Genomic DNA, 18,692 nt, shown 5'->3' with positions numbered 1-18,692 from the left:
TGGATGAGAACTCCGTAACTCATAAACCAAGATCAACCTTGATCTTCTCCCGCAAAATTCCACTTTTTCTTGTCTCCTCGGAAAGTCTATCGAGTTCTTCAGCTTCTTCTTTGCTGACTTCTTCTTACATCCGATTCTGCTGATTGTCGTGGAATTTTCGATGAAATAAAAGCTACGACTACATCTTTATTACTCTCGTATAAAACCAGAGCAGGTCTGAATTTTAATGCGGAAAGGTCTGTAAATGGAAATGGAATTGAAACGATCTTACCTTTCATCTATATCTGACCTTTATGTCTTTTGTTGAGTAAATGTCAGGTTCAGAATCGAGAAAATCTCTCAAACTAACTTCTGACAAAGTTATCATAGCTGTAAGCTCCGCCATGCGAAGAGCGTTGGAGAGATAGTTGTTGGCGATGTAACACACATCAGAGATATAACAACGACAACGGAAGAAAAATCAATTCATGATCCACAACTTTTGGAGTTTCAGGTATGTCGTCGATCGGTTGAAGATAACAGCAGAGAACTTTGGAATCAAGGTTAAACTCGTAAACGAAGCATACACTTCATCTCGCTGCCTCTGGTGCGGTTCCAAAAACGTTAAGAAGCACAAGAGGCTGTTTAAATGTCTGAACTGCGGCGTTAAGGCTCACAGAGACATTGTCGGCGTGCTAAATATAGCCCGTCTCCACGGAGAAGGGTTTAACGGGGTGCTGGCACACCCCTTGTTTCTGAGGGTGGACGACGCACCTGAGAGTAAAAGCTCGATGTGGGTGCGGATGGAGGTGAGACCTTCAGAAGCAAGAATCATCCCGCTGGTAGGGTGAGTGTCAAAGTAATCGTTTCCTCTGTCCAATTTATCTTAAAAAAGTTTTGTGAAAAATACAAGTAATATAAAAAATAGAAGGGTTTACTGTGGCTTCTCCATAAGGGAAGTCTTGCTGAGAATCTTGCCGTCCTTTGCGTGCGGGTTTCTGTAAACGGAATCTCCACCCTTCTCGATCTCTCTTGCTCTGTCAGCCTCTATTGCCGCAACTCTCATCATCTCATGGGCTGCTGCAACAAGCGGGATGTACTTCTCAGGGTCTCTCTCGATGAAGCAACCCTTCACATCGATGTCCGCGACCTTTTCGGCGATGTAGTATGCGGCCATAGCCTTTGCCTTGGCATACGGGTTCTTGAAGTTCCCAGCCTTAACGGCCTTCTCAGCAGTAACAACAATCTTCGGCAGTTCTGGAGTCTTGCCTTCCTTCAACGCCTCGATAACCTTGTCTATTTCCTCCTGAACGAGCCTGAACGCTCCGGTTGCAGCGAGAACCTTGACAACATCTGAGTTGAAGAGTGCCATCTCAGTTGGATCGAGGAACTCTCTCCTCGCACCAATCATCGAGTCTGCGTTGACGAGTATGTATCCGAATCCCTTCTCCTCGAATTCCTCCTTCGCTTTCTTGGCAGGAGCATCACTGATAACGATTACCGGTTTACCCTCAAAAGCCTCTCTGGCAGCTTTTGGACCCGGAAGTGCAGCATTTGGAGATACAACGATAACAAGATCTGGATCGAACTCCTTCATTTTCTCTACAATCTCAGCCTCTTCAGGCTGCATCTTCGCACCGCTGGTAACAACTCTTACGGTTATATCCTCTCTGTCAGCCCTCTCATCAAGGAGGTATTCAACAAGAAGAGCCGTTCCAATTGCACCCATTTTAACTACGCCTACTTTAACCATTTCAATCACCAAATCTCTAACGGTTAAAGCTAAATATAACCGTTTCTTTTTTGTTCAGAGATGGAAGTCTTTGATATGAAGTGGAGATGCCATATCGATGCTCCCGTCTGAGCGATCATCGCTGGAAGATCCCCCTCGTGTAAAAACCGAAGTCCAGATCCCTGTCCTGAGTATAGTTCTTTCCTAATTTTAGGGCTATTTCTGCCTTTGCAAGCTCTCTGCCAAGGTAGCATGCGTGATCGAGCCTTGAAAGAAGCCCCATCTTAACAGCAGCATCGTAAATCTCCTTTGCGGTTCTGCCGACTATTACAGCCCTGTCATGAGAGCAGACAATCCTGCCTTCTGAGATCCAGATTCTGAAATCCCCACAGGGATCTCTGATAAATTCCCTGCTTTCCTGTCCTTCAATGAAGTTTTCAGGTATCTTGCAGCTTTCAAGCCTTGTTTTCTCCTTTAAAGCCAGGAGATTTATTCCAAGATCTTTGGGTGAGGAGTTCCTGATTTTCGCTGCTTTTGCCATGTAGGATGCAATCTTGAGCTCTCTTATGCTCCCTGTGGTTTTAACGCTCGCCTCGGTCGTAAACAGGAGATTTGCTGAAAGCTCTTCCGCTATGAAGGCAAGGACGGCATTGATTCCAATTGAGTCAGAATCAACAAGCTCGGTGACATTTCCTATCCCGAACAGCATGGGTGTGATGCTGTCAGCCTTCCTGTATTCAGCATATCTCATAATCGACTCTGCAAGGTTCAGCGGGGGGTCCAGCACGGGATCGGCTATAACCTTACTGGTTTTATCTCTGACAGTGTCTGTGAGTTCAAGCAACTCTCTGGTGCTTCTTCCAACAACAACCACCGCCTGATCGTCTATGTAATCGAGTGCTGACAGGTTTTTGCTTGAGATACTCATAACCATGTCGATTCTTTTGTTAATAGCGGCCTCTATTAGCCTCTCATCGAATGTGTCTATGCTAAGCGGTAGCCTGGTAATCTTTTTAGCGAATTCAACTGTTCTCTCAACCTCTTCTGGCTTCTCATCGAGTGGAATTCCGAGGTCTATTATGTCTGCATGCTCTTCGTAATACCTTAACCTCTCAGCAAGCTCATTCTCGCTTAGCCTCGTGGCATCAACTATCTCTGCTACGACCTTCATCCTCGTGTTTCCACCAATCTCAACATCTCCAATCCTGAACGCGAAATCTCCAAGGCTATCTACAGCGTCTATTGACTCTCTCTCCTTCTCCCTCTGGATCAGCCTGCAGGCTGGGATGGTGTGGCTGAATTCAATCTTCTCAGCTAATGGAATTACGGATTTAAGATCGTAAGCGTGAATTGGGCCTAACCTGACCATTGTACCCTTTCTTTTTTCAAAAGCTTTCCAGTCAGCAGATGTCAGTCCGGGAACGAGAACGAGATCGTAATTGCTTAGGTCAAGCCTCTCAATATGCTTGGGCTGTATGAAAGCGGCAACATCGATGTCTGCTACGAAGACATCAACATCAAAGCCAGAAACATATTTCCTCACATCTTTTTCAGCCAGCCTTCCCGTTACCGTGAGAATTTTCATCGAAAAGGTTTAATCCAATACGGGATAAAAATCTTCGTGCTGAAATGTGAGCTTCACTCTCATTCATGCCTCAGCGATGGTATAGATACTGTGGAGGATATGGTCAGATGTGCGATCGAGAAAAAACTGGATGTTATTGCAGTTACAGACCACGATAGCCTTGAAGGCTCTTTAAAGGCTTTGGAGTTCGTCGAGAGAAATGGACTTGATATAACCGTACTTCCAGGGTATGAGCTTTCAGCCAAGGAAGGGCATTTTCTGATTTATGGCGATGAAAGAAAGCTGGAAGTTCTGGATAAGGGAACATCGATAAGGGAAGTTGACAGAAACTGGCTGATTGTAATGGCTCATCCCTATCAGTTTTACAGAAGCGGTGTGATCAGAGCAAAAAAATATGTGGAGTTCGTTGATGCTGTCGAGGTCTTCAACTCCCGAACGATCTCCGGCATCTTCACGAAAAAGGCTGTTAGCCTGGCGAAAAATCATGGAAAGGGCTTTGTTGCTGGAAGCGATGCTCACTCTTGCAGAGCGATAGGCTATGGTGTAACGGTGGTTAAGTCAAAAAATTCAGTAAGATCAATTATAGAAGCTATCAGGAGAGGAGAAACTGAAATTGTTGCGAGAAGGTATCCAATAAGGTATATGCTCGAGGAAAGTATTAAAAAATAGGATCTATTTGACGATGTCTATCCCGAACCTCCTTGAAACTGGAAGGCCCTTTCTGCCAAGTATCTGTGGGGATCTGACACCTGTCACTATAACTAGCGTTTGCATCGTATTCTCAAGCGCTGGGTCTACCATTGCACCCCAGATTATCCTTGCATCCGGATCGATCTTGCTGTAGATCTCCTCTACAACGCTCTCTGCCTCCTCTATCGTCATGTCTGGCCCACCGGTGACATTGACGAGAGCCGACCTTGCACCGGATATATCCACTTCCAGCAGGGGACTCTTCAACGCCTTTCTCACCGACTCTGATGCCTTGTCCTCACCACTGGCTTCACCAAGCCCGATCATTGCCACACCGCCCTTCTCCATGACTGTCCTGACATCGGCGAAGTCGAGGTTCACGAGTGCAGGCTTTGTTATTAGCTCCGTTATTCCCTTGACCGCCCTCACCAGCACTTCATCTGCAACCTTGAAAGCCGCCTGGATCGGGTAGTTAGGTACGACCTCAAGCAGCCTGTCGTTCGGGATTACTATAACGGTATCCGTGACCTCTCTCAGCCTTTCAAGCCCCGCTTCAGCATTCTGTCTTCTTATTGCCCCTTCTGCAGAGAACGGGAAGGTTACCACGGCAATTGTTAAGGCTCCAGCCTCCTGAGAAGCTTCTGCGATAACCGGTGCAGCACCCGTTCCGGTTCCACCACCAAGGCCGCAGGTTATGAAGACCAGATCTGCACCCTCTACGAGCTTCTTGATCTCCTCCTCGTTCTCTCTCGCAGCCTCTTCGCCAACCTGTGGCAGGCTTCCTGCTCCAAGTCCTCTAGTTCTCTTTTTCCCTATGAGGATTCTCTTATGAGCTTTAGTGTAGTAAAGGTGTTGAACATCAGTATTCACGGCATAGAGGTCCGCTCCTTCGATACCCGTTTCGAACATTCTCGACACGGTGTTGCAGCCACTCCCACCAACACCGATCACTTTGATTACGGTCTTTAATTCGTGGAGTAGCTGGATTATCTCGTCCTCAACATCTTCTGGTTCCTCAAATCTCGACATTCTTTCCCTTTCAGCCCTCTGAAGAGCTTCCTCCACAATAGATTTCATATTCATCTCCCCTTGGTTATTTTATTCACTACGAATAGTATATAAATCTTTGTTCTGAATTTTTAAAGTGATGAAAGCCATCAGCGGTAAGTTGTTTTACAGAGGGGAAATTATAGAGGCAGGAATCGAGATTGAGGATGGAAGAATTAAGAAAATAGATAAGAAGATTGAGGGGGAAAAGGTAGAAGGATTGATCCTTCCTGCTGGAATTGATGTTCATGTTCATTTCAGGGATTTTGATGAGAGGGAGAAGGAAACTATAGAGACTGGCTCTCTTTCAGCGTTATATGGTGGAATCTGTCTGGTTGTGGATCAGCCGAACACCAGGCCAGTAATCGATAATCCTGAGACTTACTTTAAGAGGATGGAGATTGCTGAGAAGGATTCGTACATTGACTATTTTCTGAACATAGCCCTTACAAACAGCAATGCTGACAGGATAATCGATTACATCAAGGAGATTGAGGAAAAGTACAGGATTCCTGCGATAGGCGAGGTGTTTCTGCAGCACGATGATGAGAACATGCAGATAGGTTTTGATGCGATTAAGACCCTGAGAGATGCAACATCGAAGCTCATAACAGTCCATGCAGAACAGCCTGAACTCGTTAAGGGACTTGGACATGAGCTCAGACCTCCTGAGGCTGAGATAAAGGCTGTCGAGAACTGCCTGAAGCTTGGAAACTTCCATTTCTGCCACATATCCACCTACGATTCTGCAATGAAAATATCCGACTCGGATTCAACCTTTGAGGTTGCACCTCACCACTTCATCCTCAACTATGAGGACTACTTCAAGCCCGGATTCATGAATGTTAACCCTCCTCTGAGGAGCAAGGTTGAGGCTGAGTTGATGTTCAACAGCCTGCCTGTTGCAGATATGATCGCGAGCGATCACGCTCCACATACAATTGAGGATAAGAAACACGGCAAACCGGGATTTCCGGGAGTGGAGACAACATATCCATTGCTCGTGAGCATGATGAAGAAGGGTCTGGTGAGCGTGAGGAGAGTTGTTGATCTAATAGCCGTGAATCCAGCGAGAATATTCGGGTTCGAGGGATATGGAGCGATTGAGGTTGGGAACTACGCGAACCTTGCCGTGTTCAACCTGAAGAGGGTTAGAAAAATAAAAGCTGAAAAGCTGCATACCAAAGCCGAGTGGACACCCTATGAGAATTTCGAGGCAATATTTCCCGAGAGGGTTTACTTGAAAGGAGAGCTTGCCGTGGACAACCTCGAATTGCTTGTGGAGAAGGGTAGCAATGCAAATCCTGATTGATTATGGTTTTTTGATTCAAAAAGATTTGCCACAAAAATGGAAAAAAGAATAAAAATCAAGGCAAAAATCAAAAAGATTATTAATTAAGGTTTTTTATTTGAGCTATGGATTGTTTTGATTGCGTAAAAAAGGTGATGATGGAGAGAAGGAGCCATAGATTCTACCTCGACAAGGAAGTTGAGAGGGAGAAGATTGAGGAACTGCTTGAGCTGGCAATGTGGGCCCCATCTGCGATGAATCGCCAGCAGTGGTATTTCGTGGTTGTGTCTGGAGAGAAGCTCAAAGAGTTGCAGGAAACGATAGAGAAAAGCTTTGATTACATCCTTGGCAGGCTTGAGAGGTTCTTTAAAGAAACTCCAAAGGTTATTGCCCTCACCAAGCAGTTCTTCAAGACTCTCGGCAACGCTCCGGTGATGATCTTCGCATACTACACCCCCACGGGAGATGATTACAGCGATGTTCAGAGTGTCTCAGCTGCAATCCAGAATATGCTGCTTGCAGCACACGCCATGGGCCTGGGGACATGCTGGATGACTGGGCCAGTTCATGTTGAGGATGAGATAAACAGCTTTCTCGGAGTGGAAGGCAAAAAGCTGGTGGCTGTTATCACCCTCGGCTATCCCGCAAAAACTCCGCCCGTTCCGCCAAGGAGGGACAATGATAAGAAGGTTAAGTGGTTGCTGTAGCTAAATCCTCAAAAAATCATCTACCTCATCGCCCAGAACAGAGATCCAGTCAACACTTCCCGGCTTAAAGTTTTTAGCCTCTATACCTCTCTTTTCAAATTCTATTATCTCCACCACGATTTTAGCAACATCCTCAACACTTCTGTCTGTGGTATCGATCTCGTAAACTCTGTCGACTTCCTCTATAGATTCAACGAGTATTACATCCAGAACCTCTGCCTCGAGATTTTCCCTGATTTTTTCTTCACTCCAGTTTCTGTTTAACAGCCTCTCCTTCAGCACCTTTGGGTTGCATCTCAGAACAATCACGACATCTGGAGACAGCAGGTGGGATAAATGTCCTTCGATCACGATATCGAGCTGTCTGAACTGCCTGACTATTTCAGAAAGTGAATCGATATCTATCACAAGTGAGTCATCTTCAACATCGATTATGCAATCGTTCTCTTCAGCGATCTCCTTAACGCTCCTGACATCGTAGATGTCAGATAGCATTCTGGCAACCGAGGTTTTTCCAGTTCCTGGAGTACCAGTTAGAGCGAAAATCATTCCTGATCCTCCAGAATCTCTCTGGTTGCATCCAGAAACACATCGTTGTCTTCCTTTCTACCTATTGATACTCTAACGCTGTACTCATCGCAGCCAATAAATGATGAGCAGTCCCTGACTATAACCCCTCTCTTCATCAGCTCCTCGCAGTACTGGCTTGCTGGCAGGTTGAACTGTTTTAGCGAGAAGAATAGAAAGTTCGCCTGAGATGGGTACACTTCAACACCCACATTCTTTAACTCCCGGTAAACTCTATCCCTTTCATCTCTTATTTTTTCAACGGTATCCCTCATGTAGTCTATATCTTCAAGTGCTGAAATCGCAGCATTTATTGCAGGTGTTGAAATTGGGAATGGTGTGTTCACCATCATGAAGTACTTCTTCATCCATTCTGGAACCACAGCATAGCCTATTCTGAGATTTGCAAGACCGAAAGCCTTCGAGAAGGTCCTTGCAAGCACAACATTCTCCTCTTCCGTAAAATCAACCATGTCATCATCAGAAAATTCTGCATAGGCTTCGTCTATGAAAACTATGCCTCTGCCATCGACGATCTCTCTGACGATCTCTTCTCTTTCGGTGTTTCCGGTAGGATTGTTGGGTGAGCAGACTATGGTCAGCTTTGCATTTTCATCCTTTTCGGCAATCATAAAATTCTGATCTCTCTTTAGATAGACCTTTTTCGCTCCAGAAATATCTGCTAAGATGTGGTAGTAAGGAAAGGTTGGTGGTGCAATTGCAACGCTATCTCCTCTCTCAATGAATATTTTAAACAGACACTCGAGAACACCATCTATTCCGGCACAGATGACTATTCTGTTGCTGTCAACGCCAATGTACTCTGAGATCTTCTCGATCAGTTCTTCAGGCTGTTTTGGAGGATATACATGAAAGGCTGTGAACTTTTGGAAGGACTCTATCGTTTTAGGGCTCGCTCCATAGGGGTTCTCGTTTGAAGCGAGCTTTACAACTCTCTCCACACCATACTTTCTTTTGACATAATCTGCATCCTTTCCGGGGACATATTCCGTAGCTTTTGATAGACTATCTCTCACAAGTGAGTGGTAGCTCAAGCAACTCACCTGTCTATGGATATCTCCAGATGACTCCAGTTATCATCTACTCCCTTCAAAGTAGAAACCAGAGCCAGTATAACTCTCAGAAAGACTTTCTGGACATACGGGTTCATGGGGATTTCCTTTCCATCTATACTCAGCTTTACATCTCCTTCCAGATCACTCAATCTATCACCTCTTACCTAGCTTCTCTGCTTTTCTTTTTAAAGTAAGGTTCTCTCATGTTCACAGCTTGAAATATTTTCTCCTTAAGCGCATATCCTTTCAGTCCTCTAACATCGACAAGATTATCGTTTCTCATCAGACATGGCTTGATCTTTCCATCCTTCGTTATTCTTATCCTGTTGCAGTTATAACAGAACTCGGTGTTGTCAACTGGTTTGACGAACTCGACAACCGAACTTCCAAGGTGGTACTGCTTCCTTTTCTGCATAGATCTTATCCTGAAATTTATTGCCTTCTTTGCTATTCTCTCTTCTATGCTGCTTATGTCCATGTAGTAATCTTCAAGCTCCGGAAGCTTGAGAAGCTCTATTATCTGGAGTATAACTCTCACATCATCTTCATTGTATTTCGATGTGAATTCCAGCATGTCATCAATCTCGTCTTCGTTTACCTCCTTCATCACAACCATGTTCAGCTTTACAGGGGTCAGTCCAGCATTAACTGCTGATTCAAGACCTGAAAGCACTCTTTCGAGTTCTCCTCCAGTTATTTTTTTGTAGGTCTCTGGATTGAGGCTGTCGAGGCTTATGTTAACTCTGTTCAATCCAGCATCTTTCAGCTCGTATGCGTATTTATCTAGGAGGGTTCCGTTGGTTGTCATCGAGATCTCCTCAAAATCGGGCATGACCGATATTATGTCGAGGATATCTTTTCTAAGAAGAGGTTCTCCTCCTGTTATCTTCACCTTTTTGATTCCAAGCTCGTAGAATGCCTTTGTGATTTCAGCTATATCCTCCACGGACAGAACATCCGGACTGGATCCTTTGACACAGTAACCCTCTTTATGGCAGTAAAAGCAGTTGAGGTTGCAGGCGTCGGTAACAGATATCCTCAGGTTGGTTATCTTCCTGTTAAACCTGTCAATTAACATCTTGAACCACCGTCTTCAGGATAATTTCAGCTTTTCTGAGGTCTTCGGGAGTGTTAATGTTCATAAAGCTAATTAACTTTCTGTCATACTGCTTTAAGTTTTCTATTGGAATGTACTTAACTTTTTCAAGCCCATGAATGGCGCACAGAACCTTTCTTATGTTTTTTCTGTAGCATTGCTCAATTTTTTCTGTAACTGCTGGGGAATATGCGGATAGGGTTGGTTCAAGCTTTCCATCATTCCATATTGGTATGGCAGCATCGTATCCTTCACATTCTCTGTATATGGCTTCGCAAATCTCCTGCTTCACAAAGGGCATATCTGCTGAGATGAAAACAGCCCTCTCACCAATCTTTTTCAGCGCGGAATGGATTCCTGACAGGGGGCCAAAGTCTTTGAGAATGTCAACAACAACCTCTCCAAATCTTTCGTACTTCTCTGCCTGATTCTCATCTCTGCAGGAGATTATTATTTCAAATTTGGTAAGCGAATCTATTATTTTCGAAATAATTGGTTTGCCACCTATTTCTATTAGGCCCTTCTCGGTATAACCGAGTCTCCTACCATACCCTCCAGCGAGGATTACTGCATACACTATCTCTGGACTGGTGAGTCAATATTTAAGGGTTTAGACTTTGGGAGTCAGACTTCTTTCAACTTCTGCTCTAGCGTAAGTTTTAAATTATGCACGGTTTGATGAATTTAACACCAGAGCCCGGGTGGTGTAGTCCGGCCTAACATGGGGGCCTGTCGAGCCCTCGCCTCGGGTTCAAATCCCGGCCCGGGCGCTCTGTAATCTCTTAAAATCCCGTATGTGTTTAAATAGAATGGTAATCCTATTCTGTGTGATGTTCCGAGCGGTCGATTACGAGGGAAGAATAAAGGCAGAACTTAACAATATGCTTAATTCCGACATATCAGATGGAAATAAACGGCTGATTATGGACTATTATGAATACTTCAGGCTGCAGGGAATAAGCCTTCCAAGGTTGCACAGGGAACTGCAGTCGTTAAGACAGATCTGCCAGAACTTCAGGGATGTTCTCAATGGTAGCCTGAAGGATCTGGACGAAGCCACGGCAAGAAAGCTCGCCATCGCAATTGAAAGCTTTAAACCGAAACGAGGTAAAGACGGGATTGCGACAAGAAACGAGTATAAGAAGGCTCTGAGAAGACTTAACACTTGGCTGGGTAAAGAGGAACTCAACAAGTACTTCAAGGTCAGGGATAAAGTCGACAACGAGCTGACGGCTGACGATCTGATAACCGCGGACGACTTCTTCAAGCTGCTGAAAGCCTGCAGACGTGTGAGGGATTCGGCCCTCATAGCAATGCATTACGATCTTGGATGCAGACCCGAGGAGCTCCTGACACTGCAGCTGAAGCACATAAGAAGGGACGACCTCGGCATTAAGGTAAACATCCATCAGAGCAAGACTTTCACGAGGGCGCCCAGGCTGACGTTCAGCATACCTTATGTTCTGGAGTGGCTTGAAGCTCATCCTGCGAGGGATGATCCCGACGCTCCATTATGGATTGATCTGAACGCACACAGGGCTGGAAAAATCAAGCATATAACCGAAGAAGCATATTATCAGATCCTGCAGAGACTCAAGGAAAGAGCAGGACTGAAGAAGAGGATCTTTCATTATCTCTTCAGACACACGAGCATAACGGGGAGAGGTAAGGTGCTGACAGACCTGCAGTTATGCAGGCGTCACGGACTGGTTCCCGGATCCAGGTGGTTGAAGAGGTACGCAAAGCTCAGGGACGATGATGCGGACATATATCTGCTGCAACATTACGGGCTTGTCAAGGAGAAGAAAGAGGAAGAGGACCCACTGAAACCAAAGCAGTGCTACAACTGTGGAATGGTTAACAGGGCTGATGCTGTGAGGTGTCGCTGGTGCGGTGTAGCGCTCGATATTAAGTTCATCGAGCTGGACAAAGAGGCTGAGGATATAGTCATAGAAAAGCTACTTGGATCCAACCTGGAAAAAAATACTCGAAGAAAAGCTGGAAAAATTGGTTGAAGAATAAATCAAGCTTTTTATTCATCAATAATTTTATTTATATTTTTAGGATTTTACATCTTCAGGCAAAAGCTCTACCCAGGAAACTGGATATACCTTTCTTTTTGCCCTCCCCCCTTCAACTTCCAAGGAGGTCTTTACCAAACCCATCTCTTCGAGCGATTTGATTATGTTGTATACCTTTCCAGAACTCCACCCGAGTTTCTTGGCTATCTCATACACACTCAAACCACTATGTTTGTTCACGAATTCGTAGACGAATTCCTCGGCATATCTCTTTTGTAATTCTAACATTTCAGACACCTGAAATATCCTTGCTTGGATTTTACTACTTTAACAGAACCTATATAAACTTTATGTTGGTTTTAAAATATCCCAGAAACTTTATAGTCGAAAACTATATAAATTAAGACGAAAAAAATATTCCATCAGATGGAGCTTACAGAACTCGATAAGGCAATAATAGTAACAATATATAAGCGATCGGGTAAGAGTAAGAAAGCGCATTTCCCCATCGAATTCATCTGTAAAGGATATCCCAAACACCTGCATGGAATGATTAAGAGTAGAGTCAAGAAGCTCGTGAAATTAGGATATCTCTATAACAAGCCCCATCCTTCCGGCATGAGCTATGGATTAACGAATGATGGCTGGCAGTTGGCAAAGAAATTGCATGAGGAATAAGATACGTCCTTTTATTCCTCCAACTCTCCGATATGATTGCCAGGATCCTTCGGAGAAGTTCTGTTTTTACCAGCTCTTATTTCGATAATTTTTTCATAAATGGTTCTTAACGGCTTTTCAGTTCTATTACTGAGTAAAACAGTGTTACTAAGTTGGTTTATGATCAAAATGAAGCTTCTAACGAGCCACCATAAAATTAACAAGATAATCCCTACAATAACCAGAGCTCCACCGTTAAAGATTACAAACGAAGTTATGAGACCATCGTTAATCTTTAGAGCCGAGATTATCTGTTTGGCAAATACAACAATGAGCAGACCAATCAGAATTAAGAGTATCCCAGCAACCAAGTAGTTCCGTTTTGGATTTTTCTTTAAAGTCATAGAACTTATGAAGTCAATGAAAATAATTTCTTCCGAATTTTTAGATTTGATGCGTAACTGGTTTTGAGTAATTTCTACAGTAGAGGATGCTTTTGTGCCTGTTGAGGGATTGTAGTATTTGAGTATGGTTTTGAAGCTCATTTTTTAACCCCCTCTACTCTTTTTTCCAATAATTCTTTAATGAATTTTTTAAGATCTTTCAGGAGCCTGAGAAGGTATTCCTCAAAATCCTTTTCTAATACTTTTATGTGTTGAGTAGTTTTCTGTAGAGAGATTAAACTGGTGATTATACTTAAAAGTTGCGAATTAGCTAATACATATTGGTGGAAAAGCAAATTTTAAAATTAAAAGCTTTGAGGGAGGTTATTTTATGTCTAATTAGGCGAATCGTTTGAGTTGGTTAAAAAGAGGAAAGGGAAGGCAGACCTCTTTTGTAGATGTTATATATCTTTATTCTAAAGGATCTGAAAAAGCGTGAATCGGGCGAACAGAAGCTATTTTGAGCCAAGTATAATAAACCTTATATGCCAGCAACCAATTATTATTGCTGTAACAGCATAACCGACCCAGTTCTTCAGCCATCAGAGACTTGATTGGAATAATCCATCTCTTCATCTCCTTAAGAGAGCAAGTAATTTATACTAACTTCACAGATTAACTTCAATGCAGGGGATAATGGTTTCTTCAGTAGAGGGTGATGCCGGAAAAAGCTCCATGATCATTGCCATGGCATCTTACCTTCTTGATAAGGGTTACTCTGTTGGATATTTCAAGCCACTCGGCACATCTCCCGAGTATCATGATGGAAAGCTGGTTGATGGTGATGCCCTGAACACATCCAAAATGATTGGTGTTGAGGATGAAATAGATGATATCTGCCCGATAGTTCTGAACGCTCCGTATGCGGAGTTCATAAACATAGCGGATCCAAACGAGCTTAAGAAGGTTGTATCAGCTTCATTTGATAGAATAAAAGAGGAAAAGGATTTTGTTTTTGTTGAAGGCTCAATAGACTACAAGATAGGCTCAGCGGTAGAACTTGGAGACATATCCGTTTCCAAACTGCTGGACTTGAAAGCTCTGCTCATTGCAGGATATTCGGAGGATTTTGTTCTGGATAGGATTCTCACCGCAAAGAGCGTGTTCGGAGAGAGGCTTAAGGCTGTCATCTTCAACAAGCTGACAGGATACAAGAGATCGTACATCGAAGGTGTTGCAGGCTCGCTACTTCAGAGAAACGATCTGGAGATTCTTGGAATAATTCCGAGGGATGTTATTGTCGGAGGGGTTTTCATAGACGAGATAAAGGATTATCTCAAGGCAGAGTATCTCGTGGAGCCGAGAGAGGACATGATAGTTGAGAACATAATCGTCGGGGCAATGTCCCCGAACAGTGCGATCGAGTACTTCAGGAGGGCTAAAAATGCTGCCCTCGTCACCGGTGGAGACAGAGCAGACCTGCAGGTAGTTGCTTTAGAAATACCAAACATCAAGCTGATAATCCTCACAGGAAATCTGAGACCGTCGAAGTTCATACTCGATAGGGCTGAAAGCAAGGGCGTACCGGTATTGCTTGTCAGCGAGGATACGCTGACAACAACGGAAAGGCTGGAGAAGATGTTTGGAAAGTCGAGAATCAAGAGTGAAATAAAGCTGAAACGGATGAGAGAACTTTTTGAGAGCTTTGTAAATCTGGAAGCTTTCGAAAGGTTTCTGGGGATTTAATTTTTAATTTCCATTTTAGCTCTTTTTAGCTTCTCAACTTAGCTTTCTAACTCTTCAGCAAATCCATGATGATTGATGAAACCTCCTTGAGGTTGAGGTTCTTAACCTCACCTAGGCTAACCTCTCCTTTCTCACCATCCAATAAATCAACGAACATTCCTTCGCTTGTATATTTCCCGAACTCTCTTGGCGGGAGGTATGCAACCACAGCATAGCTTCCCTGCTTAAACTTCTCACTGTTGGTTATGATGTTGAGCTTGAACCCACAATCAACACCGCAAAGCCATAGCCTGTCGAGCTCTTTTATGGAGACTATCTCTCCTCTGTAGTACTTTATGCATTCATATGGCTGGGAGATCATACCTCTGTCCATCAACTCTGGGAGAGATTCAAGATATTCAAGCCAGTAAAGGGCTTTGATGACCTGTGCATCTCTATCAAGCTTTCTGACATCCTCTTTGAATTTCTTGGTTGAGGTAACGATTTCTTTAAAATCATCAAGCGCCTTAATACCGTCCGGAGCAACATAGGAGTACTTGAGGTTCTGAACCTTGCTGTACAGATCCTTCATCTTTCTGACATATTCCTTCCTTTTCTGCAATTTAAGCACATTGAAGAGCTTTTCAAGCTCAACAATTGCCTTCTCAGCCATCAGAATTCTGAAATCCTTGCTGGTATCAAAATAGCTCATATAAACACCTCATCTCCTACCTACTCAGAAACCTCTCCGGAGATAATAACCACGAGCTTTCTCCACAAGATGTTCGGGCCCGTTTCAACAAACCGTATGTTCTTCAGCCCAGCAGCCTCAAACCATGCAACACATTGCTGGGTTGAGGGAAAGAGCATTATGCTCTCAGCGAACTTTCTGACGAGGAGGTTATCTGGCTTTCTTGGAGCAAGAACAACAACCTTTCCGCCTTCCTTCGTTACTCTTGCCATCTCTGCTATCCCCTTTTTTGGATTGGGCCAGTACTCTATGCTTCCCGCAGAGATTGCTGAGTCAAATGTGTTGTCTTTGAAAGGCAGATTTTCGGCATCGCCCCGTATGTAGTTAACATATGGCAGTTTCTGAATGGCCTTTCTCATCTGCTCCGGTGTGAGATCAACGGCGACTATGCCGCTCTGAGGAACTTTGCTCGCAATTCCAGCAGTCGTGAAGCCCGTTCCACAGCCAACCTCGAGAACCAGATCTCTTTCCTCGATCTCTGCCATCTCAATGACCTTTTCGAGCATGTGGTCTGCGTAGAAAATGGGATTAATCCTGTCATAAATTTTGGAGAAGTGGCGATAAAAATTCCTCGCCCTTACCTTGTCTTCGAGTAGTCCCATGCTGCTCTTTCTGTTTTGTGATTGCTTATCGCTTAACCCTATTACTCTTTGAAGAACTCGGCGAGGGGTATCTTTCCAGCCTTTTCAACCTTGAGGTTTATCTGAACGATGTCCCTGCTTATGACATTGCCCCTTACCATCTTCTTTCTTCTCAAACCCCTCTCATTTGGATTGTATCCAACTCCTCCGGCGAGAAGCAACCTTCTTCTGACATTTCCCGGAAGGTCTTTCCTCATCGGAAAGCCATCCTTGTCACTTCCGCCAGTAATCTTCAGTTCATAATCTGGCGGGAGTTCAACGAGCGTTCCGTTTATAACATCTCCAATCTTCTTCCCGATGAGCCTGTTAGCGTTCGCTCCGCTAACAACCTTCTGATAAGCCATTCCAGTTGAAGGATCGGAAATCACGACCTTAAACTCCACATCAATCACCTCCTATTCATACGATTACCATACGATTACAGAGTGAATTTAATTTTATCTCTCCATTTACCACATCATTTACCCCAGAACGGGTTAACTTTTCTCTTAATTTCAGGGAACTCCTGAAATGCCTTCTTCGCCTCCTCGCTTAATGTGTCCATCAGATCCTTTTCGAGGACTCTCGCATGCCTTTCAGGAACGTCGACATACAGCACCTCATCTCCGTTGAGCTGCCTCCCTATTGTGACACCATCGATGGATATCGCAAGCTCCTCTCCCTCTTTTGCCACCGGGACATTCTCGCCCTCTTTCTGCATGCTTCTTACTGAGCCTGCTGGAGACCCATCGGCTTTTATTAGCTTCGCATCTCTCTTCAGCTCTCCGGCGAGAACCCTTATGCCAACCACAGCTGGCTTGCTCCTTCTGAAGATGTACTCCTTGAGGAGCTTTATCTTACATGGCTTAACAAGCTCCTCAATCTTCTGTTTTTCTCTCAGCCTCTTCTCTTCCTCTCTCCACTTCACGAAGCTGTCTATCAAGCTGTAGATTATCTCATCTCTGAACACCCTGACACCATACTTCTCCGCCTCCTCCTCAACTCCGGGAAGCAGCTTAACGCTGAAGGCTATTATAACTCTGTTAAGCTCGTCCCTGTTTGCTGAAGCTTCGATAACATCCCTTTTGTCAACATCACCAACTTCAGCATTCTTTATCTTTATCCCAGCATCCTTAAGCTCGTTTATTAATGCCTCGAGTGATCCAAGCGTATCGGTTTTCAGCACCACACCTTCCTCATCGGTTCTGATCTCTATTTCCTCGTACTCTTTCTCAAGCCTCTTTCTGAACTCTTCAATGTCTTTCTCTGATTCAATTGCCTCGAACTCGCTTCCTGCAAGAACTCCTTCGAGATCTGCAGCTATCAGCTTCACACCCGCAGCCGCGACAACGCTCTTAACACTCCTGAACTTGCTCTCAAGTCTCATCTCCTGAGATGGTCTGGGCTTGAGTATGCCCTTCACATGGGTAACCTTTACACCATCTCTCATCGCTATGGCTATCCTGTCTCCAACTTTGAGCGTACCATCATAGAGAATGACATCGCATGTAATTCCCATTCCCTTCTCTTCCTTAACCTCTAAAATCGTTCCTTTTGCCTTACCGCTTACATGGAGTCTGAGGCTATCTTCCAGAAACCTCTGGGCCAATCCTACAAGAACCAGCAGAAGCTCTGGAACTCCCTCTCCTGTAAGGGCTGAAATGGGGATTATTGCGACATTTCTCGTAAAATCGGTTATCCTGTCGAACCTGTCGGCTGAGAAACCGAACTCGTATAGCTTGCCTATCAGTTCATATATTTTGTTGTCAAGCCTGTTTTTTGCTATATCTTCCTGCATGCTGTAGCTTTTGAGGAATGGAACAAAGCCGGGACTCTGCCATGCTGGAATCTTGTCTATCTTGTTTGCAGCAACGACGAAGGGTGTCCTGAAAGTCCTCAGTATGGAGAGAGCCTCTTCAGTCTGGGGCTTGAACCCCTCATTTATGTCAACTATCAGAATTGCCAGATCTGCTAAAGCGCCTCCTCTTCTCCTGAGGTTTGTGAACGCTTTGTGTCCTGGTGTGTCGATGAAGAGCAGTCCCGGAAGCTCAACCTCTTTTCTCCAGATGTCCTTGCAGATGTTCTTTATCATCTCTATTGGTATCTCGGTTGCACCGATATGCTGTGTTATTCCTCCAGCCTCCTTTGCAGTAACCCTGCCTTTCCTTATTTTGTCTAGCAGGGTTGTCTTGCCATGATCTACATGGCCAAGTACGGAAACAATTGGAGTTCTGAGTTGTTTGTCCTTGTCCTTTTTACTTTTCTTACTCATGGCTCTAAAACCTTAAAAAAATAATGTTTATTCGTAAATCCACTTATCGATTGCTCTTTCGTAATCCAAAATCTCTTCTGGGCTGAAAAAGAGGTTTATTTCCCTTTTTGCGGATTCAGGAGAATCCGAGGCGTGGATTATATTCCTTCCGACATCCATTCCGAAATCTCCTCTTATCGTTCCTGGGTTTGCCTCTGCTGGATTCGTTGCTCCGACTATTGTTCTTACAACCCTGATTGCGTTCTTTCCTTCAACAACCATCGCAACCACTGGAGAGCTTGTGATGTAGCTAATCAGTGCACCGAAAAATGGCTTTTCTTTATGCTCTGCATAGTGCTTCTGGGCAAGCTCCTCGCTAATCCTCATCATCTTCATTGCGACTATTTTTAGGCCCTTTCTCTCTATTCTGCTGATGACCTCTCCTATAACACCTCTCTCTACTCCATCGGGCTTTATCATCACGAAAGTCCTCTCCATGATATCACCATTGCAT

General features: G+C 44.3%; 23 protein-coding genes and 1 tRNA gene. 8 read left to right on the top strand and 16 right to left on the bottom strand.

Translation table 11 applies throughout. The annotated features are described in order from the left end of the window. Window positions 1-98: 98 nt before the first annotated feature. Window positions 99-278, bottom strand: coding sequence for a hypothetical protein (locus ASULF_RS11815; RefSeq protein WP_144060554.1), 180 nt, complete (start codon window positions 276-278; stop codon window positions 99-101). Window positions 279-509: 231 nt separating this feature from the next. Between ASULF_RS11815 and ASULF_RS11140 the strand changes: the two genes are divergently transcribed. After that, window positions 510-830: a zinc ribbon domain-containing protein gene (locus tag ASULF_RS11140; protein WP_169336412.1), complete on the top strand. Its 321-nt coding sequence runs from the start codon at window positions 510-512 to the stop codon at window positions 828-830. A gap of 83 nt (window positions 831-913) precedes the next feature. Here the strand turns inward: ASULF_RS11140 and ASULF_RS11135 are convergent, their stop codons facing one another. Both ASULF_RS11135 and ASULF_RS11130 read right to left on the bottom strand, forming a co-directional pair. After that, window positions 914-1,732, bottom strand: coding sequence for a F420-dependent methylenetetrahydromethanopterin dehydrogenase (locus ASULF_RS11135; RefSeq protein ID WP_015591828.1), 819 nt, complete (start codon window positions 1,730-1,732; stop codon window positions 914-916). 115 nt (window positions 1,733-1,847) lie between these two features. Beyond that, window positions 1,848-3,296, bottom strand: a complete 1,449-nt coding sequence (locus ASULF_RS11130; protein ID WP_015591827.1) for a dihydropteroate synthase-like protein — start codon at window positions 3,294-3,296, stop codon at window positions 1,848-1,850. 36 nt (window positions 3,297-3,332) lie between these two features. Here ASULF_RS11130 and ASULF_RS11810 point away from each other — a divergent pair, with 36 nt between their 5' ends. Next, a complete protein-coding gene (locus ASULF_RS11810; RefSeq protein ID WP_015591826.1) occupies window positions 3,333-3,965 on the top strand; it encodes a PHP domain-containing protein in 633 nt (210 codons plus the stop codon). A 3-nt stretch (window positions 3,966-3,968) separates the two neighbouring features. Here the strand turns inward: ASULF_RS11810 and ftsZ are convergent, their stop codons facing one another. Then, window positions 3,969-5,063, bottom strand: coding sequence for a cell division protein FtsZ (gene ftsZ / locus ASULF_RS11120; protein ID WP_015591825.1), 1,095 nt, complete (start codon window positions 5,061-5,063; stop codon window positions 3,969-3,971). Between the two features lie 70 nt (window positions 5,064-5,133). Between ftsZ and ASULF_RS11115 the strand changes: the two genes are divergently transcribed. Both ASULF_RS11115 and ASULF_RS11110 read left to right on the top strand, forming a co-directional pair. Next, window positions 5,134-6,345, top strand: a complete 1,212-nt coding sequence (locus ASULF_RS11115) for a dihydroorotase (protein WP_015591824.1) — start codon at window positions 5,134-5,136, stop codon at window positions 6,343-6,345. A gap of 104 nt (window positions 6,346-6,449) precedes the next feature. After that, window positions 6,450-7,031, top strand: a complete 582-nt coding sequence (locus tag ASULF_RS11110; protein ID WP_015591823.1) for a nitroreductase family protein — start codon at window positions 6,450-6,452, stop codon at window positions 7,029-7,031. Here the strand turns inward: ASULF_RS11110 and ASULF_RS11105 are convergent, their stop codons facing one another. The 5 genes from ASULF_RS11105 to mobA are packed head-to-tail and all read right to left on the bottom strand — an operon-like array spanning window position 7,032 to window position 10,347. Further along, the gene (locus ASULF_RS11105; protein ID WP_015591822.1) at window positions 7,032-7,580 is read right to left on the bottom strand and encodes an adenylate kinase family protein; all 549 of its coding nucleotides are present in this window, start codon (window positions 7,578-7,580) and stop codon (window positions 7,032-7,034) included. Further along, the gene (gene hisC, locus ASULF_RS11100; protein WP_394295714.1) at window positions 7,577-8,662 is read right to left on the bottom strand and encodes a histidinol-phosphate transaminase; all 1,086 of its coding nucleotides are present in this window, start codon (window positions 8,660-8,662) and stop codon (window positions 7,577-7,579) included. Before hisC ends, ASULF_RS11105 begins: the two co-directional genes overlap by 4 nt. After that, window positions 8,659-8,823 (bottom strand): hypothetical protein, encoded by a 165-nt coding sequence (locus tag ASULF_RS12090; protein WP_015591820.1) that lies wholly within the window; start codon window positions 8,821-8,823, stop codon window positions 8,659-8,661. The genes hisC and ASULF_RS12090 overlap by 4 nt, the downstream gene beginning before the upstream one ends. 11 nt (window positions 8,824-8,834) lie before the next feature. After that, on the bottom strand, window positions 8,835-9,752 hold the full coding sequence (gene moaA / locus ASULF_RS11095; protein WP_015591819.1) for a GTP 3',8-cyclase MoaA: 918 nt from the start codon (window positions 9,750-9,752) through the stop codon (window positions 8,835-8,837). Next, entirely contained in the window at window positions 9,742-10,347 is a 606-nt protein-coding gene (gene mobA / locus ASULF_RS11090; protein ID WP_015591818.1) for a molybdenum cofactor guanylyltransferase, read from the bottom strand. The genes moaA and mobA overlap by 11 nt, the downstream gene beginning before the upstream one ends. 118 nt (window positions 10,348-10,465) lie before the next feature. Between mobA and ASULF_RS11085 the strand changes: the two genes are divergently transcribed. Then, window positions 10,466-10,540, top strand: a tRNA-Asp gene (locus ASULF_RS11085). A gap of 60 nt (window positions 10,541-10,600) precedes the next feature. Beyond that, a complete protein-coding gene (locus tag ASULF_RS11080; protein ID WP_048098247.1) occupies window positions 10,601-11,785 on the top strand; it encodes a tyrosine-type recombinase/integrase in 1,185 nt (394 codons plus the stop codon). Window positions 11,786-11,830: 45 nt separating this feature from the next. Here ASULF_RS11080 and ASULF_RS11075 read toward each other — a convergent pair whose 3' ends face one another. After that, window positions 11,831-12,079: a MarR family transcriptional regulator gene (locus ASULF_RS11075; RefSeq protein ID WP_015591816.1), complete on the bottom strand. Its 249-nt coding sequence runs from the start codon at window positions 12,077-12,079 to the stop codon at window positions 11,831-11,833. Between the two features lie 138 nt (window positions 12,080-12,217). Here ASULF_RS11075 and ASULF_RS11070 point away from each other — a divergent pair, with 138 nt between their 5' ends. Beyond that, window positions 12,218-12,469, top strand: a complete 252-nt coding sequence (locus tag ASULF_RS11070; RefSeq protein ID WP_015591815.1) for a hypothetical protein — start codon at window positions 12,218-12,220, stop codon at window positions 12,467-12,469. An 11-nt stretch (window positions 12,470-12,480) separates the two neighbouring features. Here the strand turns inward: ASULF_RS11070 and ASULF_RS11065 are convergent, their stop codons facing one another. Next, window positions 12,481-12,993, bottom strand: a complete 513-nt coding sequence (locus ASULF_RS11065) for a hypothetical protein (RefSeq protein ID WP_015591814.1) — start codon at window positions 12,991-12,993, stop codon at window positions 12,481-12,483. A 522-nt stretch (window positions 12,994-13,515) separates the two neighbouring features. On the opposite strand from ASULF_RS11065, the gene ASULF_RS11055 reads away from it, so the two are divergent. Then, complete coding sequence (locus ASULF_RS11055; protein WP_015591813.1) at window positions 13,516-14,577, top strand: phosphotransacetylase family protein; 1,062 nt, start codon at window positions 13,516-13,518, stop codon at window positions 14,575-14,577. Window positions 14,578-14,623: 46 nt separating this feature from the next. Here ASULF_RS11055 and ASULF_RS11050 read toward each other — a convergent pair whose 3' ends face one another. From ASULF_RS11050 to ndk, 5 genes are all read right to left on the bottom strand, one after another. Then, on the bottom strand, window positions 14,624-15,268 hold the full coding sequence (locus tag ASULF_RS11050; RefSeq protein ID WP_015591812.1) for an RNA-binding protein: 645 nt from the start codon (window positions 15,266-15,268) through the stop codon (window positions 14,624-14,626). A gap of 20 nt (window positions 15,269-15,288) precedes the next feature. Continuing rightward, entirely contained in the window at window positions 15,289-15,909 is a 621-nt protein-coding gene (locus ASULF_RS11045; RefSeq protein WP_015591811.1) for a methyltransferase domain-containing protein, read from the bottom strand. 41 nt (window positions 15,910-15,950) lie between these two features. Then, entirely contained in the window at window positions 15,951-16,331 is a 381-nt protein-coding gene (locus ASULF_RS11040) for a 30S ribosomal protein S6e (protein WP_015591810.1), read from the bottom strand. Between the two features lie 74 nt (window positions 16,332-16,405). Further along, window positions 16,406-18,199 (bottom strand): translation initiation factor IF-2, encoded by a 1,794-nt coding sequence (infB, locus tag ASULF_RS11035; RefSeq protein ID WP_015591809.1) that lies wholly within the window; start codon window positions 18,197-18,199, stop codon window positions 16,406-16,408. Between the two features lie 27 nt (window positions 18,200-18,226). Continuing rightward, a complete protein-coding gene (ndk, locus tag ASULF_RS11030) occupies window positions 18,227-18,676 on the bottom strand; it encodes a nucleoside-diphosphate kinase (protein WP_015591808.1) in 450 nt (149 codons plus the stop codon). Window positions 18,677-18,692 lie beyond the last annotated feature (16 nt).

Origin of the sequence: Archaeoglobus sulfaticallidus PM70-1, from assembly GCF_000385565.1 — an archaeon.
Lineage (GTDB): Archaea > Halobacteriota > Archaeoglobi > Archaeoglobales > Archaeoglobaceae > Archaeoglobus_A > Archaeoglobus_A sulfaticallidus.
This window is presented reverse-complemented; position numbering and strand designations above follow the sequence as displayed.

What these genes read in the sequence shown, in the direction of transcription:
- ftsZ (WP_015591825.1), bottom strand. Translation starts at nt 5,063, where the DNA reads ATGAAATCTATTGTGGAGGAAGCTCTTCAGAGGGCTGAAAGGGAAAGA.
- ASULF_RS11065 (WP_015591814.1), bottom strand. Translation starts at nt 12,993, where the DNA reads ATGAGCTTCAAAACCATACTCAAATACTACAATCCCTCAACAGGCACA.
- ASULF_RS11815 (WP_144060554.1), bottom strand. Translation starts at nt 278, where the DNA reads ATGAAAGGTAAGATCGTTTCAATTCCATTTCCATTTACAGACCTTTCC.
- ASULF_RS11110 (WP_015591823.1), top strand. Translation starts at nt 6,450, where the DNA reads ATGGATTGTTTTGATTGCGTAAAAAAGGTGATGATGGAGAGAAGGAGC.
- ASULF_RS11050 (WP_015591812.1), bottom strand. Translation starts at nt 15,268, where the DNA reads ATGAGCTATTTTGATACCAGCAAGGATTTCAGAATTCTGATGGCTGAG.
- ASULF_RS11135 (WP_015591828.1), bottom strand. Translation starts at nt 1,732, where the DNA reads ATGGTTAAAGTAGGCGTAGTTAAAATGGGTGCAATTGGAACGGCTCTT.
- ASULF_RS11105 (WP_015591822.1), bottom strand. Translation starts at nt 7,580, where the DNA reads ATGATTTTCGCTCTAACTGGTACTCCAGGAACTGGAAAAACCTCGGTT.
- ASULF_RS11075 (WP_015591816.1), bottom strand. Translation starts at nt 12,079, where the DNA reads ATGTTAGAATTACAAAAGAGATATGCCGAGGAATTCGTCTACGAATTC.
- ASULF_RS11080 (WP_048098247.1), top strand. Translation starts at nt 10,601, where the DNA reads ATGTTCCGAGCGGTCGATTACGAGGGAAGAATAAAGGCAGAACTTAAC.
- ASULF_RS11045 (WP_015591811.1), bottom strand. Translation starts at nt 15,909, where the DNA reads ATGGGACTACTCGAAGACAAGGTAAGGGCGAGGAATTTTTATCGCCAC.
- ndk (WP_015591808.1), bottom strand. Translation starts at nt 18,676, where the DNA reads ATGGAGAGGACTTTCGTGATGATAAAGCCCGATGGAGTAGAGAGAGGT.
- ASULF_RS11130 (WP_015591827.1), bottom strand. Translation starts at nt 3,296, where the DNA reads ATGAAAATTCTCACGGTAACGGGAAGGCTGGCTGAAAAAGATGTGAGG.
- ASULF_RS11055 (WP_015591813.1), top strand. Translation starts at nt 13,516, where the DNA reads ATGCAGGGGATAATGGTTTCTTCAGTAGAGGGTGATGCCGGAAAAAGC.
- ASULF_RS11070 (WP_015591815.1), top strand. Translation starts at nt 12,218, where the DNA reads ATGGAGCTTACAGAACTCGATAAGGCAATAATAGTAACAATATATAAG.
- ASULF_RS11115 (WP_015591824.1), top strand. Translation starts at nt 5,134, where the DNA reads ATGAAAGCCATCAGCGGTAAGTTGTTTTACAGAGGGGAAATTATAGAG.
- infB (WP_015591809.1), bottom strand. Translation starts at nt 18,199, where the DNA reads ATGAGTAAGAAAAGTAAAAAGGACAAGGACAAACAACTCAGAACTCCA.
- moaA (WP_015591819.1), bottom strand. Translation starts at nt 9,752, where the DNA reads ATGTTAATTGACAGGTTTAACAGGAAGATAACCAACCTGAGGATATCT.